The sequence below is a fragment of the Saprospira sp. CCB-QB6 genome, from assembly GCF_028464065.1.
GTDB lineage: Bacteria > Bacteroidota > Bacteroidia > Chitinophagales > Saprospiraceae > Saprospira.
Genome location: NZ_CP116808.1, coordinates 4,018,371 through 4,035,475, shown reverse-complemented (window position 1 = coordinate 4,035,475; position 17,105 = coordinate 4,018,371). Strand labels below are relative to the sequence as shown.

General features: G+C 47.2%; 9 protein-coding genes. 8 read left to right on the top strand and 1 reads right to left on the bottom strand.

Going from position 1 to position 17,105, the window contains the following annotated elements; genetic code table 11:
• Positions 1 to 25: 25 nt before the first annotated feature.
• Positions 26 to 3,547, bottom strand: a complete 3,522-nt coding sequence (gene smc, locus PPO43_RS15440; RefSeq protein ID WP_272619430.1) for a chromosome segregation protein SMC — start codon at positions 3,545 to 3,547, stop codon at positions 26 to 28.
• Positions 3,548 to 4,526: 979 nt separating this feature from the next.
• On the opposite strand from smc, the gene PPO43_RS15435 reads away from it, so the two are divergent.
• The 8 genes from PPO43_RS15435 (at position 4,527) to PPO43_RS15400 (ending at position 16,537) form a co-directional block, all read left to right on the top strand.
• Positions 4,527 to 5,189, top strand: coding sequence for a hypothetical protein (locus PPO43_RS15435; RefSeq protein WP_272619428.1), 663 nt, complete (start codon positions 4,527 to 4,529; stop codon positions 5,187 to 5,189).
• A gap of 394 nt (positions 5,190 to 5,583) precedes the next feature.
• Positions 5,584 to 8,844 carry a S41 family peptidase gene (locus tag PPO43_RS15430; protein ID WP_272619426.1) on the top strand — a complete coding sequence of 1,087 codons (3,261 nt, stop codon included), beginning with the start codon at positions 5,584 to 5,586 and terminating at the stop codon, positions 8,842 to 8,844.
• Positions 8,845 to 9,224: 380 nt separating this feature from the next.
• Positions 9,225 to 10,316 carry a class I SAM-dependent methyltransferase gene (locus PPO43_RS15425; RefSeq protein WP_272619424.1) on the top strand — a complete coding sequence of 364 codons (1,092 nt, stop codon included), beginning with the start codon at positions 9,225 to 9,227 and terminating at the stop codon, positions 10,314 to 10,316.
• Positions 10,317 to 10,328: 12 nt separating this feature from the next.
• Complete coding sequence (locus PPO43_RS15420; protein ID WP_272619422.1) at positions 10,329 to 11,303, top strand: T9SS type A sorting domain-containing protein; 975 nt, start codon at positions 10,329 to 10,331, stop codon at positions 11,301 to 11,303.
• Between the two features lie 225 nt (positions 11,304 to 11,528).
• Entirely contained in the window at positions 11,529 to 12,809 is a 1,281-nt protein-coding gene (gene rocD, locus PPO43_RS15415) for an ornithine--oxo-acid transaminase (RefSeq protein WP_272619420.1), read from the top strand.
• 242 nt (positions 12,810 to 13,051) lie between these two features.
• Positions 13,052 to 14,734 carry an acyl-CoA dehydrogenase family protein gene (locus PPO43_RS15410; protein WP_272619418.1) on the top strand — a complete coding sequence of 561 codons (1,683 nt, stop codon included), beginning with the start codon at positions 13,052 to 13,054 and terminating at the stop codon, positions 14,732 to 14,734.
• Between the two features lie 53 nt (positions 14,735 to 14,787).
• Positions 14,788 to 15,672 carry an AraC family transcriptional regulator gene (locus tag PPO43_RS15405; protein ID WP_272619415.1) on the top strand — a complete coding sequence of 295 codons (885 nt, stop codon included), beginning with the start codon at positions 14,788 to 14,790 and terminating at the stop codon, positions 15,670 to 15,672.
• Positions 15,673 to 15,748: 76 nt separating this feature from the next.
• Positions 15,749 to 16,537 carry an MBL fold metallo-hydrolase gene (locus tag PPO43_RS15400; protein ID WP_272619413.1) on the top strand — a complete coding sequence of 263 codons (789 nt, stop codon included), beginning with the start codon at positions 15,749 to 15,751 and terminating at the stop codon, positions 16,535 to 16,537.
• Positions 16,538 to 17,105: the final 568 nt, after the last annotated feature.

Genomic DNA, 17,105 nt, shown 5'->3' with positions numbered 1-17,105 from the left:
CTGGAGTAAATAAATTGAATTTCGCCTACTGAGGCTGCAACATACGGAAATCAACGGGAATGACTTGAGATACCCCTTGTTGCATACTCACCCCATACATCACATCGACTGCTGCCATTGTTTTCTTATTATGGGTAACGATGATAAATTGGGAGTTGCTAGAGAAGTCCTTGATGATGTTGTTGAACTTAGCAATATTGGTATCATCCAATGGGGCATCTACCTCATCAAAGATACAGAAGGGAGCTGGCTTGAGCAGGTAGAGCGAAAAGAGTAGGGCCGTTGCGGTCAGCGTCTTCTCTCCCCCCGAAAGCTGATTGATAGATAAGGGGCGCTTGCCTTTGGGCTTGGCAATAATTTCTATGCGAGACTCCAAAGGATTCTGTGGATCAGAAAGCAGTAGGTCGCAAGTATCATCCTCCAAGAAGAGGGAGCGAAACACCCGAATAAAATGTTCTCTGGCTTGCTCAAAGGCTTCCATAAACTTCTTGCTGGCGGTCTCATCAATCTCCTCTATGGTTTGCATTAGGCTTTCTTGGGCCTCGATTAGGTCCTGCCGCTGTTCGCCAATAAAATCAAACCGCTCTTTGGCCTCATCAAAAGCCTCGATAGCCATCTCATTGACGGCTCCATAGTTATTGATCCGTAGGCGGAGCTGTTCTACCTTTTTATCGAGCTCTGACTCTGGCAATTCGCTCACTACTTCATGCTCTAAGAGCTGAGACAACTGTAGCTCAAACTCAATCCGCAACCGCTCGGCAATATTCGACAACTGCATTTTGAGTTCGGCAAAGCGTTCTTTTTGCAACTGAAAGAGCTCTTGGCTTTTGCGCAATTGCTTTTGTTGCTCCTCCCAGCGCTCTTCCAATACTTGGATCTCTCCACGACCACTAAAGAATTGTTGTTCCACATCGGATAGCCGAGCTTTATACAATTGTCGGTCTTCATAGAGCTCCTGCAATTGTTTTTTGCTCTCTTCCTGGGCAACTAACAAACTTTGCTCTCTTTCTTCCCCAGCCGCCAAGGCATTTCGGTCTTCTTGGAGCTGTTGTTCTACCTCCCTCGCTTGGCGCTGGGCAAATTGCCATTCTTTATCTAGGCCCTCCAAGCGGTTTTGCTGTCTAAGCTGCTCAATATGTTTCTGATTGTAATGGGCAGAGGCTTTGGAGAGCTCTTGGGCCTGCTCCTTAAAGGCCATATTCTTTTTGCCTAGGCGTCTTTGCAGCTGCTCCAGTTGGTCTTCCTGAAATTCGACCTCTCCCTCAATCTCTCGCTTGTCGTTGCGTATCTTTTTAAGTTCTGTGCGGAGCTGCTCCTTCTGGGCTTTGGCTTCGGCCTTAAATTCTTCAAAGCCCTCTAGTTTGCTTTCTAGCGAAATATTCTTTTGCAGCAGCTGCTGATGGCTGCGCTCTGCCGTTTGAATCTCCCTACTGCGATCCGCCTGTCGGAGCTGCCGTTGACGAAGGCGCAAATCATCTACCTCGGTCTGAAGGCTACTTACTTGGCTTTGTAGCTCGGCAATCTCCTCGCTGAGTAGGGCCAAATTTTTCTTTCGCCCAATCTTCTTGCCCTCGAAGGCGCCCACGGACCCCCCTTGCAGGCTATACGGACCAAAACTTCGCTTTCCATCCTTAGACAGAAAATATGCTTCGCTTTCGCTTGGCCGTTCTTGGCCCTCTTCTAAGATATACACCTGGGCCAATAGCTCCTGAGCCAAGGCTTCATACTCTGGCTCATAATCGAGTAGGTCCAAAACAGCCTGAGCCCCTGCAGCCGATAATTGTTTTTCGCTCTTGGGCAAAATCCAATCTAGGATAAAGAAGTTGGCTTTGCCCTTTTCCGCTGCTTCGAGTAGCTGCACCGCCTTGTAGGCCTCTTCTGCCGTTTGAACTACATAGTAGCTCAAGTAGGGGGAGAGATAATTTTCTACCGCTAAGCGATATTCCTCTGGGCAGTAGAATAGATCCGATAATAAAGCAGGCTTCTCCGTCCAGCTATCATTCTGATGCAAGAATTTTACGGACTGCGCATAACCGTCCATACTCTTTACTAGGTCTTCCAGCAACTTTTTTTCGTTGCTTTTGGCATCTAGCAAACGATTTTTCTGCTGCAAGATTTGGTTTTGCCCTTCTAAGCGCTGCTCTACACGCTCCAACTCGGCTTTACGGCTTTCTTCTGCCTGCTGTAGGCCCTCCAAAATGCCTTTTTGGGTCTGTAGCTCCGTAGCACTTTCCCGATAGGCCAGTTCTACCTCTTTGAGCTCTTCGGCCCGTATGGCCAAACGCTCATCTATCTGTCGGTACTGCTTTTTGAGGTTGTTCTGTTCCGTTTCATAGACCGCCATTTCTTTTTCGGCCTGTACCAAACGTTCCTGCATGCTCTTTTGCTCTTCTAGAAATTGTTCCACTTCTATTTTGAGCTGCCCATGCTCCGAACGAATGCTAGCGAGTTGCTCATGGGCCTCTGCCAAAGCATCGGAAAGGATCTCTAAGACTTCTTCCTCCGTTTTCTTTTGCTGCGCATAACGATCGGCATTCTGTTGGGCTAGCGCTAAGCGTTCTTTGCCTGAGCGCAGACGATCCAATAGTTTTTCTTTGTTTTGTTGTAAGAAGAGGGCTTCTTGCGCCTTCATCTTTTGCTCATTTTCTAGGGTCTTGATGCGCCCAATCAACTGGTTGAGCTTCTTTTGAGCTGTAGACAAACGCTGTTCCTTCTCAATTTGCTCTCTTTTGGCTGCTCTTAGACTCTCTTGCTCGCCCTCCAAGGCTGTTTCTTGCTGCTGGATGGTCTGTCCCTCTAAAGCAATCTTCTTTTCGAGCTCCGAATAATCTTTGCGCAGCCCTCTAATCCGAATAGCTTGTAGGTCGATACTCAGACTTTTATATTCGGTCTTCATTTCCAAGTAGCGCTTGGCCCGCTTGGCTTGTTTCTCTAGGGTTTTGAGTTGTTGCTCGACCTCATGCAATAAATCTTCTACCCGTTCTAGGTCCTCCGAGGTCTGCTTGAGCTTGCGTAGGGTTTCTTTCTTGCGAATTTTATATTTGGATATGCCTGCGGCCTGTTCAAAGAGCTTTAGGCGACTATTGTCCTTATCCTGCAACAAATCATCTACCATCCCGAGAGCGATGATAGCATAAGAGTCGGAGCCCATGCCTGTATCGGAAAGCAAGTCATTGATATCTTTCAAGCGACACTTTACTCCATTCAAATAGTATTCTCCACTGCCGTCTTTATGTAGGGCTCTTTTGATGGTCACCTCCTGAAATTCGGTGGGCAAGACCCCTCGATCATTCTCGAAGCGCAAACTGACCTCCGCCAAGGCGGCTGCTTTCCGCTTGCTTGTCCCATTGAAGATAACACTGGTCATACTATCCGAGCGCAGCTGCTTAGTTTTCTGTTCTCCTAGCACCCAGCGAATCGAATCTACAATATTGGACTTACCGCAGCCATTCGATCCCACGATACCAATTACATCTTCCGAAAAATTGATTACCGTTTTGTCGGCAAAGCTCTTAAAGCCCTTGATCTCTAAACTTTTTAATCGCATACCCCTTGATTTGAGCCCACAAAAATGCATTCTTCCCCGCAGAAAAGCAAATTTCTTTTTATAGGGGGTATGGGGCTTCCCCGCCCTGCTGGGCGGGGCGCTATGTTGCGGGGCTCGCTGCTCGCTCGGCCCTGCGCCGGCTTCGCCCGCTTGGTCTGGCCTACGGCCACCCCTGCACAGCGCTAAGCCGCCCCACAGTTGTTGTTGCCTCAATAATCGGCTCCGGCCCCTTGCCCCCAAACTTGGATAGGGGCCTGATGTTCAATAACTAACGAAGTGGATAAGAGTAGGGACCTTGATAAGGGGACTTAAGGAGCTATCCGCAGCCCTTTGACCTCAGTGCTTCAGCATTTCCCTTATGCTTTTCAGAGTAGGGGGAGCAAGTTAGAAATAGAAAACAAGGACCCAATCCCCCTTAGCCCTACTAACCGCCCTTTTCTAGGGCATTTATTCAAACTACTCCTAAAGCTAAACCAACTAGTTGCTCCAAAGCCCTGTTGAGGCTTTAGAGCTAGTCCTTAGGGGCCTTATTCTTCCCAACAACCTTTTATACACATCCACAAAGGGCCAACTGAAGCCCGTTTTGTCCTGCGGTCCTTCCTTTTCCCTAAATCAACTTGCTGTTTTTACTCTGTGGCTCCCACAGCCTTAAAACAACAGCCCGTTTTTGCTCTGTGGCTTGGCCATTTCATCCGCCAAACTTGGCGGATAAGATATTTACTTTACTATGGACCCCGCCAAGCTTGACAGATAGCTTAGTAAATTTATAATCTACTGCGACAATACTGGCAAATAAGACAAAAAACCTACTAGGCCCAAAGACAAGACTGTCGGATAGTCTACCCCAGTATTCAAGCTATGCTTAGCCTTATACTAACATTTATTTTGCCCATAAAATCATTTTTTGTTGATAATACAAGTTAAATTTTTTATTTTAGGAATAAATGAGTTATTACCCCATTAAAAACGTTAAATAACTATGCCTAAAAAAACTTGGCCCTATTTAAGAAACCCTTTTCAGCGCTTAGCTCAAAGGAGTCATAAGTACTTTCATTACTTTGCCCTCTACCATTTTCGCAAACTGCGCATACATCGGCAAGATCGGGGCTTCTTGCAGCAAATATATAGCGATAGTCATCCCTATTTACTGGCCTATGAGCATGCGGCTATCTTAGAGAGAGAGGCTAAGGTACAGTTGAGACTGGCCACTCTAGCTGTGGAGGCTAAATTTGGGCAGTTGGAGGCGGAGCTACTCCGAAATTGGGATCTTCATTTACAATTGGTTCATCATCCTAAGTCTATGGAGTATAAACGCATCATGCCCAACAAACAAAACTTTAGAAAGGGGGGATATGAGCCCCGACTGAGAGCGGTAAAGACCTTAGGGCGGGCACTGCGCTTAGCTCCACAACTAAACAATATTCAACAAGAGGTAGTGCAGTTTGCTCAAGAGCTTCTTAACCTTAGAGCGCAGCAATCGGGCCTCAAGCAGCAGCAGAGCGAAGCTAGAGGGCTGCTAGACCGCAGACGGCAAGAGCTGTTGCAGGTCCTACACGCCAATTTTGGGGCCCTCATCTATCATTATCAGGGAGATGCTGAGCAGATACGGCTCTACTTTAAGCTGTCTTATCTCAAGAAGTAAGGATTGGACTAGCGAGGGCCTTAGTCTATGCGGCCTAGCAGGGCGCAAAGCGCCCGCAGGCTGAGGGATGGACAGCAGGGCCGCCGCAGGCGGCAGACCAAGGCGCTTTGCGCCGCAGGGCCGAGCGAATAGCGAGCTGCGAGACAGCCCGACCCGAAGAAAGGGAGGGGCAGCCCCAAATTCTCAACCACTACCTTATTGCCTCAATGAAGAGGGGGAAGAACAAAAAGCTAGGCCCTAATTGCGGCCAGATAAGGCCAAAGAGAAGCAGATCGGGCCTGAGGGGCCAAAATAAGCGGCAGGCACTTTCGTCTAGTTTAAAAAACATTGGTCGATATTATTCCTATTCTTGCCGAAGACTGCTTATTATCTAAATTCATCAAAACAAAACCTTATGCAAAAGATATTTGCCCCCTTTTGGCTGCTCTTCTTGCTCCCACTATGGGCCGAAGCACAGCTACAAGACGCCCTTTGGATGCGTTACCCAGCTATTTCTCCCGATGGACAAAGCATCCTCTTCAGTTACAAAGGCGATTTGTATAAAATGCCTGCCGCAGGAGGAGAAGCTAAGCCGCTAACGCAGCATAGCGCTCATGATTTTATGCCAGTTTGGTCTAAGGACGGTCGGACAATTGCCTTTGCTTCTGATCGCTACGGTAATTTTGACATTTTCACTATGCCCGCAGAGGGTGGGGCCCCTAAACGCCTCACTTTTCATTCTACAGATGATTATCCCTCGGACTTTAGCGGAGATGGTCGCCGTATCTTCTTTAGCTCTTTGCGGATGGATGATGTCAAGAGCCAACAGTTTCCCTATGGCCGCTTGCCCGAGCTCTATGCCGTGCCCGCTACAGGCGGAAGAGTAGAACAGATCACTTCAGCCGCTGCCGAATACACCAAAGTGAGCCGCAAAGGCGATATTTACGTCTTCCAAGACAAAAAAGGCTATGAAGATCCTTGGCGCAAGCATCATCGTTCTTCTGTCACTAGAGATATTTGGTTGTATGAGCCCCTTAGAAACAAAAGCTTTAGCCGATTGACGGATTTTGAGGGAGAGGACAGAGAGCCTGTGCTTTCTAAGGATGCCAAAACCCTCTACTACCTTTCGGAGGAATCGGGCAGCCTTAATGTATATAGCCTAGAGATTCGGGGCAAGCAGAACAAAAAGCAATTGACCAATTTCGATAAGCATCCTGTTCGCTTTTTGTCTATTTCTGATGAGGGCCTGCTCTGTTTCCAATACAATGGGGAGCTATACACCCTAAAGCCAGGGGCTAATGCCCAAAAATTGCAGGTACAAATTGCTGCCGATTGGCGGACCAATCCCACGGAAATCGTTATGGCCAATCGCGCTGGGGAGTTTGCCCTTTCGCCCAATGGAAAAGAGGTCGCTTACGTTTATAGAGGGGAAGTTTTTGTCTCTTCTATGGAAGCAGGAACGACTAAGCGCATTACCAATACGCCAGAACAGGAACGCAGCATTAGCTTCAGCCCCGATGGTCGCAGCATTCTCTATGCTTCAGAGCGAGGACAAAGTTGGAACCTCTATCAGACTAGCTTGCTCCGTAAGGAGGAAAAGTATTTCTTTAATTCCACCTTGCTCCAAGAAGAGACTATTCTGGCATCAGATAAAGAAACCTTTCAGCCCGAATATTCTCCTGATGGTAAGGAGGTGGCTTTCCTAGAAGAGCGCACAAGGCTCAAGGTAATCAACCTAGAGAGCAAGAAAGAGCGGACGATCTTAGAGAAAGACCGCAACTACTCTTATTCCGATGGTGATCAGTACTATCAATGGTCTCCTGATGGCAAGTGGTTTTTGCTAGAGTTCTTACAAGAGAACCAATGGATATCAGAAATTGGCCTAGTAGCTGCCGATGGGAAAACTGCTCCTGTAAATTTGAGCCGTAGCGGCTACAACGATAGCCGTCCTAAATGGAGCATGAATGGAGAATCTCTTATTTGGTTCTCTGACCGCAAAGGGATGCGCAATCATGCTAGTTGGGGCAGCCAGAACGATATCTTTGCTCTTTTCCTTACTCAAGATGCCTATGATCGTTACCGCCTAAACAAGGAGGATTATCAATTGCTCAAAGAGGAGGAAGAGGAAAAGAAAAAGGCCGATAAAAAGGAAGAGGAGAAGGATAAAGAAGAAAAGACAACGGATAAAGAGGAGCTCAAACCCTTAAACATCGAATTGGAGGGTATTGAAGACCGTATTGCCCGCCTAACCATTCATTCGGCTAACTTAGCCGATGCCGTTTTGGACAAAGAAGGGGAAACGCTTTATTATCTAGCGGCCTTTGAAAAAGGCTTCGATCTTTGGTCTACTGATTTGCGGACCAAAAAGACGGAAATCGTCCAGAAGTTGGGGAGTTCCGGCTCTTCACTAATCTTAGACAAAAAGGGAGAGAAACTCTACTTTGGCAAAAATGGGCAAATCCAAGAGATGGAGCTCAAGAGCAAGAAGGTGAAAGGCATCAGTCTCAAGGGAGAGATGGAACTACAGTCTGCCGAAGAGCGAGCCTATTTGTTTGAGCATATCTGGAGACAGGTAAAACGCAAGTTCTACTTAGAGGACCTACATGGAATAGATTGGGACTTCTACAAAAAAGAATATGCTCGCTTCCTTCCTCATATTAACAATGGCTACGACTTTGCCGAGATGGCTAGTGAGCTGCTCGGAGAGCTCAACGCCTCTCATACGGGTTGTCGTTATTATGCCGGCAAAAAAGGCGGAGATCAAACAGCTGCTTTGGGGATCTATATGGATTATGCCTATGATAAGGATGGGATTAAAATTGCCAAAATCCTCAAAGGCAGTCCTTTGGACAAGGCCGATATCAAGGTAGAAGCAGGAGACATTATCGAGGCTATAGATGGGCAGAAGATTGGCAAAGAAGACAACTTCTGGCCTTTGCTCAATCGCAAGGCAGGGGACTACATCCTGCTTACGATTTATAATAGTAAGGAGAAAAGTCGCCAAGACATCCGCATCAAGCCTATTTCTTTTGGTCAAGAATTCAACCTCCGTTATGAGGACTGGGTGGAAAGCCGCCACAAGATGGTAGAGGAGCTTTCTGATGGGCAATTGGGTTATGTGCACGTTAAGGGCATGAATAATTCGGCCTTTCAGCAGGTATATTCAGATGCCTTGGGCCGTCATTACAACAAAAAGGCCCTAATTGTAGATACTCGCTTTAATGGCGGGGGCTGGTTGCATGATGATTTGGCCACCTTCTTAAGTGGAGAGGTCTATCTCAAATTGCGTCCAAGAGGGCAAAAGATTGGAACAGAGCCGATGTTCAAATGGTCACGTCCCTCAGTAGTCCTCATGGGCGAAGGCAACTACTCGGATGCACATATGTTTCCCTATGTATACAAAGCCTTGGGCGTTGGTAAGCTAATGGGAATGCCTGTGCCAGGTACGGCCACTGCGGTATGGTGGGAGCGTCTACAGAACGGCATGGTCTTCGGCATTCCACAGGTGGGCATGGAAACCCTAGAGGGGCAATTGCTAGAAAACACCCAATTGGAGCCCGACATCATGGTCCGAAACGATTATGAGAAGATGCTCAACGGTAGAGACGAGCAAATTGAGGCCGCTGTAAAAGAGTTGCAGCTTCAACTCAAGGCACAAAATGCCGATAAGCAATAGTCGGAATCTCGTATAGACAATGAGGCAGTAACTTTAGGGTTGCTGTCTCTTTGTTTTTTATAGGGGCTGCCCCTCCCGATGATTGAAAAACCAGCGCAAAGCAAAGCGGTATCGCTTTGCCGAGCTAGACAAAATGAGGGTGTTCCCCCTCATGAATTATCGGTCGGGTCGCTCCACTTCGCAGCTCGCAGGTCTGCTCGGCCCTGCAGCCCTTCGGGCTTTGGTCTGCCGCCTGCGGCGGCCCTGCTTCGGCAGCTCAGCCTGCGGGCGCTTCGCGCCCTGCTAGATCCATAGTTGGCCCTAGGGTCTAGCTTTAGGGCATTAGTTTTTTGCCTAAAAAAATGTATTTTGCGGCTTATTGAGGACCATTAAATCAACTTATGTTTCAATTTGAGTTTAGGGGGCGGCCCTTCAAGCTGCAACGTTATCCGCAGACTAGCAATCGCTCTTTAGTGCCTGTCTCTGCAGCTCAGGCTTATCTGCTTCGCCTACTAGAAGAGGGGGAGCTTCCTTTGACGGATCATCCTTTGATTTATAATGATCGCTTTGGCGCTTGGGCCTTGGCTTTATCGGGCTGGCAGCCGCAGCTCGTCCCTAACTATGCCTCTCAAAAGAAGGCTTGGACCAAAAACTTCTTGCTCAATGGCTTAGATTTGGACCAATTGGACTACTGTCTTCCTTTGGAGCAGGCCAAAGCCTGCTCACAGGCCCTCATGCTGGTCCCCAAGTCCATGGATCTCTTTGAACTGCAGTTACAGCAGGCGCATCAGGCCCTAAAAGAAGATGGAGCGGTACATGCCGCCTTTATGACTCGGCATTTTACGCCCAGTATGCTACAAGTCGCTCAAAAGTACTTCGAGCAAGTGGAGCAATCAAGGGCCTGGAAGAAAGCACGCATCTTGAGTATGCGAGGCAAAAAGCCCTTGGCTGGCCAATCCTTGATTCGGAGCATTTATTATGAAAGTGATAGCTATCAACAATACTATGGGGTCTTTTCGGCTAGGCAGGTAGACAAGGGCAGCCGCTTCTTTATAGAAAACTGGTTAGTGCAGGAAGAAGAGGGGCAGCTGTTGGACCTCGCTTGCGGCAATGGCATTTTGGCCCATCAATATCTTAAGCGAGCGCCTAAGATGCAGGCCCAATTAACCGATGATGCTTACCTAGCCATCGCCTCCAGCCAATTGAACTTGCCCGATGCCTCGGCGGTCTGGACCGATGATCTCTCGCATATTCCTGCGGGCAGTCTAGATTTGGTCCTCAGCAATCCGCCTTTTCATTTTGGGCATGAAAACAATATAGAAGTGAGTCTGGGCCTTTTTCAGGCCGTCAAACCACTACTAAAGCCTAGTGGAAGCATGCAAATTGTAGCCAATAGACATTTAAATTATAGCAGTCATCTGGAGCGCATTTATTCTAGAGTAGATTGTTTGGCCCAAAACCTCGCCTTCGAGGTCTTGAGAGTAGAATTGTAAAATAGACAACAGATGAACTATTCTTGGAGCTTTATCCTCGCTCTTTTTTTATCCTTTAATCTAAATGCGCAGTATGCGCCTGCGGCTGGGCAGGCAGGAAGTACGGCCTTGCATAAAGACTCTGTACTTTGGGCCGATTGGGGAGCGGCTCCTTATCTATGGAGCAGAGGACCACAGGATATTAGTCAGCCCCAACTTGGTTTGGCGAGCAACGGGCAGCCCGCTGCTGCGGCTGGTCCCGCTGGAGATGGGACCGTCTTTAGCCTTGGAGATGGCGGACAAGCCAGCTACTACATCAATCCCCCCATTATTGACGGGGCGGGGGCAGACTTCGCCATCTTTGAAAACGGCTTTAGCGATAGTTTTCTAGAGTTGGCTTTTGTAGAGGTCAGTTCCAATGGGGTGGACTATGTGCGTTTTCCTGCGGTTTCCCTAACTGATACCGCTCAGCAAGTGGGGGGATTTGGGGCCTTGGAGGCAACAAAAATTCATAACCTAGCGGGAAAATACCGGGCGAACTATGGGACCCCTTTTGATTTATCGGAATTGGCGGACTCCAATCGGGTAGACATTAACAATATAGCCTATGTCCGTATAGTGGATGTAGTAGGCCATATTGGGGAATATGGGAGCTATGACAGTCAGGGGCGGGTCATTAACGACCCTTGGCCCACGCCATTTCCCTCTTCGGGCTTTGATTTAGATGCCTTGGGGATTATTCATCAGCGGCCGTTGGGCATGCTGCCATTAGTCAAGGCCGAGCCCTTAAAGATTTGGCCCAATCCATTGCCCAAGGCGAGAGAACTACAGTTAAGTTTAGCTTATCGGGCAGGAACGAAGCTCTGTATCTATAGCATGAATGGCCAATTAGTAAAGAGCATTCAGCCGAATGGGCCAAAAGTTAGCCTTTCCTTAGCGGAATTGCCTGCGACTAACTATATTATAGACTATGGGGGGCAATTGGCCCGGCTCGTCTTATTGCCTTAGTCCAATAACTGGACTTTGGTCCCTTGCGGATTGGCTGCCCATAGCAGGGCCCTTGGGCCCGCAGGCTGAGCGCTGCGGAGCGGGTGGCCGAAGGCCAGACCGAGCTGCCGATAGGCAGCGATGGGCCGAGCAAACCTGCGAGCCCCGAAGCATAGCGACCCGCCGTAGGGCGGGGAAGCCCCAAAAAAAAGAAATTTACTGACAATTGAATATAAACAGCTAGCTATGCAAGATCAACTATCTTCAGCAGATTTGATGGCCTTAGAAAATGAGTATGGGGCCCACAACTATCATCCTTTACCTGTGGTATTGGCCAAGGGAGAGGGCGTATTTGTTTGGGATGTAGAGGGAAAGCGTTACTACGACTTCCTATCGGCTTATTCTGCCGTGAATCAGGGCCACTCTCATCCGAAAATTGTGGCGGCCATGATGGAGCAGGCCAATACCTTGGCCCTAACCTCCAGAGCCTTTTACAACGATCGTTTGGGGGTCTATGAAAAGACCTTGAGTGAATACTTTGGCATGGATAAGGTTTTGCCGATGAACTCAGGAGCTGAGGCCGTAGAGACGGCTATTAAGCTTTGCCGTAAATGGGGTTATGAGAAAAAGCAGATTCCCGCCAATCAGGCGATTATTATCGTTTGTGGGCAGAATTTTCATGGGCGGACCACCACCATTATCTCCTTTTCTTCTGATCCTGATGCAAAAGGCCAATTTGGTCCTTATACGCCTGGTTTTGTTTCCGTGCCCTACAATGATTTAGGGGCCTTGGAAGCGGCATTAGAAGAATATGGCGATCGGGTAGCTGGCTTTTTGGTCGAGCCCATTCAGGGAGAGGCTGGCGTCTTTGTGCCCGATGAAGATTTTATTCCCAAAGCGGCTGCGGCTTGTAAGCAACGCAACGTTCTTTTCATTGCGGATGAAATTCAGACGGGGATTGCGAGAACGGGTAGCCTTTTGCGCATCTGCGGCGATTGTAGTTGTGGCGGGCATTGCGAAAAGCAGGAAACTTATACGCAGCCTGACATTTTGATCTTGGGTAAGGCCATTTCTGGAGGCTTGTATCCCGTTTCTGCCGTCTTGGCTAACAAAGAGATCATGGATGTGATTCAGCCGGGGCAGCATGGGAGCACCTTTGGGGGTAATCCTTTGGCTTGTGCCGTAGCTATGGCGGCCCTAGATGTCGTTAAAGATGAAAAACTGGCCCAAAACGCAAGAGCATTGGGCCAGCGGTTCAGAGATCGCATTCAGGCGGAATTGGTTGAGCAAAGCGAGCTCGTTAGTTTGGTTCGTGGAAAAGGCCTATTGAATGCCGTAGTCATCAATGACAGCCCCGACAGCAAAACAGCCTGGAACATTTGCGTCAAGTTGGCGGAAAATGGCTTATTGGCCAAGCCCACACATGGCAACATCATTCGTTTTGCGCCTCCTTTGGTCATGACCGTAGAGCAATTGGATGAATGCTGCAACATTATTATAGCGACCATCAAGTCCTTCGAAGCTTAGGTCCAGATAGCTATATGAAGCGCCAAGCTAGTTCACTAGTTAGGCGCTTTTCTTTATATTTTGGGGCTGTCCCGCCTAAAGGCGGGTCGCTATGCTTCGGGGCTCGCAGGTTTGCTCGGCCCATCGCTGCCTATCGGCAGCTCGGTCTGGCCTTCGGCCACCCGCTCCGCAGCGCTCAGCCTGCGGGCGCTTCGCGCCCTGTAGGTATCCAAAAAATCCCTCATACTTTTATTCCATCAACTATGCAAAAAGAGAATCGCGTCTTGCCTCAGGGGCATAGACTTAGTCAAAACTACTTTCAATCGGATAAGCTGTTACAGGACTATCTACATGCACATTTACCAGCCAAAGTCCTTTCTGAGCAATCGGATGCTTTAACGCAATTGGGTCGCTTAGCGGCTGGGGTGATGAATGACTTATCCTTAGCGGCGGATAAAAATGGGCCGAAGTTGCGCAAGCGCAACTATTTAGGAGAAACCATCAATCAGGTAGACTTTCATCCTGCTTATGAAGAGCTCAAAGCCATAGCCGTACATTCGGGTATGTTTCGCTTAAAGTGGGCCCCTGAATTTAGGGAGCGTTATGCGGGGCAGCGGCATCGTTTGGGCTTTGCCTTGGGCTATCTGTATGCTATGAGTGAAAGCGGTTTGTATTGTCCCTTGTGTATGACCGATGGTGTCGCCTTGTTGATCGATAAGTATGCTTCAGAAGAAGACAAAGCAAGGCTATTGCCTAGAATTTATACCGATGAGCCCAAGGATTTCTATACAGGCGCCATGTTTTTGACCGAAAAAGCGGGTGGTTCGGATGTGGGGGCCAATTTAGTCAAGGCTAGTCCCTTAGATAATGGATATTGGTCCTTAGAGGGCGAGAAATGGTTTTGCAGTAATGCCAGCGCAGAGATCATTTTTGCCTTAGCACGGACGGGTCCCTTAGAAAAGGGCACCAGAGGTTTGGGTATTTTTCTTTTAGAGCCGCAGCGGCCAGACGGCAGTGCTAACAATATGGACCTCATACGGCTTAAAGATAAATTGGGTACGCGTTCTATGGCTAGTGGCGAATATCTTTTGCAGGGCAGTTGGGCCAAGCTCATCGGCGCAGAGGATGCGGGCTTCAAGATCATGACCGATATGATCAATCTTTCTCGTTTGTATAACTCGGTAGCGGCTATTTCGGGCTTGCGCAGAGCCTTAATAGAAGCCTATCAGTTTGCGGCTTATCGAAACACCTTTGGGAAAGAATTGCTAGAGCATGCTTTGGTGCGTATGAAGTTCTGGGAATTGGGCAGTCTTCATCAGGGGCAATTTTACAGCTGTTGGAAAGCCATTAGCTTATTGGACCAATCAGAAGCGGGAGATGCTACGGCCAAAGAGTGGTTGCGCTTCTTAACCCCCATGATTAAAAAAGCTACAGCAGAGCAGGGCGTTTATGTGGCCAGGGAAAGTATGGAATTGATGGGTGGATTGGGCTATATTGAAGATGGCGTTATGCCCAAAGTCATTCGGGACATTATGGTTTTGCCCATTTGGGAAGGTGCTGGCAACATCATGATTTTAGATATGTTGCGGGCCAGTCAGAAGAGCAAGGGATTGCCTTTATTATCGGCCTTTGTAGAAGAGCAGTTAAGAGAGCAAGCGGCAACGGCCCTAAGTTCGGATTTCGATCAGCTTAAAAAGCGGTTATTTGCCTTAAGTGAGACCACCGATATGGACCAAATTCAATTGGGGGCCAAACAGCTCTTTGAGCGTTTGAGTTATTACTTCCAATGGGCCTGTATTGCCGAGCAGACTAGCCTTATGCAAACTGATTATCAAGCCTTGGCCTTGCGTTATTATGAGGAAGAATTATTATTGGCTCAGGCTTATCGAGAGCAGTATCTTCCGAGTCGCGCAGAAATTGCTGAGCTTTTGGCTTGGGAGTTTTAGAGAGACAACTATCTATTGGGCCATTTGATGTAGAGAATAAAAAGAAGGGAGCCATGCAGCTAATGAAATTTAATAAAACCGCTTGCGGGGTGGATTTTATGCTCAATGTACTTAATGAGGAGCAATTAGCGGCTTTGCATCCCTATTTCTTTGCTCAGCCCCATCGAGGCGATTGTTTTGAGATCCTTTTCTTTGAGCGGGCTCAAGGAACCTTATATTTAGGAGACCAACAAATTGTGTTGCAAGACAATTGCCTCGTTTTTATTTCTGCCTTTCAGCTTAGGCGTTGGGAAATTCAGGCAGAGGAATTAAAATTTAAAGTGCTCTTTTTCAAAGAAGAGTTTTTGCATGAGTTCTTTGCCGATCAGTTATTTACTTATAAGCTACTTTATTTCTATCAGCGGGAGCAGCCTTTGTATTTGCCTTTAGCTGCTGGAGCTTTGGAGCCCTTGTTCTTCTTTTTGGAAGAGATAAAAAAGGAATTGCTTCATCCATTGACGAATAGTGCTCATATTATTCGCTCTTTGATTTATTATTTATTGGAGCGGATAAATCGAGATTATGCGGTACATTATCAGCTGGCATTTACTACTGAGGGCAAGCAATTGGCTTATGAATTTAAGCGCTTATTAGAGCTACATATTCGAGAAAAGCAGCGAGTAGAAGATTATGCGCAACTTTTGGGTTTGAGTCGAATTAGTTTAAACAAACTAGCCAAAACAACTTTTGGTCAAACGGCCAGTGCGTTAATCAAGCAGCGATTGCTGGCAGAAATTAAATTAGAGTTGATTTATCATCCAGAAAAAAGCCTTAGCGAGATTGCTTATGCTTTAGGGTATTCAGAGCCCAATCATTTGATGCGTTTTTTCAAGGCGCAAACGGGGCAAAAAAGCTCAGACTTTTTGGCTGCTTATCAAAATGGTAGTCTTTCGAGCTAGGAAGGTAGTTGCTTGAGAGCTAAAGGGAATAATTTTGCCTTATCGAAATTATTTCATCGAAAAAAACTCTAGAAGAATGTCAAATCAGTTTTTGTTTGTGCGGAATGCCAGCGTTTATTTGAATTATGGGGGGCAAAGTTTTTTAATAGATCCTATGTTTGCAGAGAAGGGCGCTCTTGGTTGCTTTCCAGGCACAGTCAACTCAGAGATTCCTAATCCCACTGTAGATTTAGCTCTTTCTGTTGAAAAGCTTGTGGCTGCCGATACTGTTTTATTGACTCATTTGCATCCTGACCATTGGGATGAGGCCGCAGCGAGGCTCATAGATAAAAATAAAACCGTTTATCTTCAGAATGAAGAAGATGCGGCCAAGCTTCAGGCCCAAGGATTTCAAAAAACGGAGGTTATAGAGCACAAATTATCGATAGGCAATGTCCAGATTGAACGGACTAAGGGGCAGCATGGTAGTGATTTGGCCTATTCTATTCCAGAGCTGGCCAAATTTCTAGGGGAAAGTTCTGGCTATTATCTTCAGGCAGAGGGACAAGCCTCTATTTATTTTTTGGGAGACACTATTTTGACCCAGGAAGTGGAAGCAGATTTGAAGCGTTTGGCTCCTGATTGTGTTGTAATCAATGCGGGGGCTGCTCGTTTGGCGGATGCTGCGTTGGGGGCAATCATTATGGGGAAAGAAGAAATTGCAAAAATCCATCAACTGTTGCCCAAGAGTAAATTGGTAGCCATACATTTGGAAGCTTTGGCCCATTGTGTATTGAGTCGAAAAGAATTGCGTCAATTTGCGGAAGAGCAAGGATTCTCTTCCCAATTGATTATTCCTAAAGATGGAGCTTCCTTTTCATTTTAGCCTGGAAAACGTATTGGAATAAAATTTAAAAGCGAATGCCCTAACGGCATTCGCTTTTTTAGTTGGACCTCTCTCCCACTCTCAGCCTGTTGACCAAATAATATTCTTGATTTTAGCTAGCATAACGCTACCCGCCTTATACGACGCTCATAAATGACTTTAAAATTTTCGTTTACATCATCTCCCCGTAAGTTCGTAGGGAAAAGTTGAGGGACTAATAGTAGCTTAGTACTAAAAAACAAGCTAAGTCCTTTTCTACAAATTATTTAGGGCTAAGCTTTAGATGAAGGTGAAGTCAAAATAGCGATTGATTCTGGATAAAAGGCTAAAACTTACTGTTCGTCGCTATTTCTATCGCTAAACCCTTAATTATCTGTTAGATAAATCAACTATATAAAGCCATTTTGTTTACTAGTGTTTGTACTACTTTTTCGCCCACAAAACTGCAAGAAAAAGCTGAGGGACCAAATAACACTACAATTCCCCCAGAGGGCCAAGCCTTTTTTGGCCCAGCGCTGCGGAGCGGGTGGCCGAAGGCCAGACCGAGCTGGCGATAGGCAGCGAAGGG

What these genes read in the sequence shown, in the direction of transcription:
- PPO43_RS15400 (WP_272619413.1), top strand. Translation starts at nt 15,749, where the DNA reads ATGTCAAATCAGTTTTTGTTTGTGCGGAATGCCAGCGTTTATTTGAAT.
- PPO43_RS15410 (WP_272619418.1), top strand. Translation starts at nt 13,052, where the DNA reads ATGCAAAAAGAGAATCGCGTCTTGCCTCAGGGGCATAGACTTAGTCAA.
- smc (WP_272619430.1), bottom strand. Translation starts at nt 3,547, where the DNA reads ATGCGATTAAAAAGTTTAGAGATCAAGGGCTTTAAGAGCTTTGCCGAC.
- rocD (WP_272619420.1), top strand. Translation starts at nt 11,529, where the DNA reads ATGCAAGATCAACTATCTTCAGCAGATTTGATGGCCTTAGAAAATGAG.
- PPO43_RS15420 (WP_272619422.1), top strand. Translation starts at nt 10,329, where the DNA reads ATGAACTATTCTTGGAGCTTTATCCTCGCTCTTTTTTTATCCTTTAAT.
- PPO43_RS15405 (WP_272619415.1), top strand. Translation starts at nt 14,788, where the DNA reads ATGCAGCTAATGAAATTTAATAAAACCGCTTGCGGGGTGGATTTTATG.
- PPO43_RS15430 (WP_272619426.1), top strand. Translation starts at nt 5,584, where the DNA reads ATGCAAAAGATATTTGCCCCCTTTTGGCTGCTCTTCTTGCTCCCACTA.
- PPO43_RS15435 (WP_272619428.1), top strand. Translation starts at nt 4,527, where the DNA reads ATGCCTAAAAAAACTTGGCCCTATTTAAGAAACCCTTTTCAGCGCTTA.
- PPO43_RS15425 (WP_272619424.1), top strand. Translation starts at nt 9,225, where the DNA reads ATGTTTCAATTTGAGTTTAGGGGGCGGCCCTTCAAGCTGCAACGTTAT.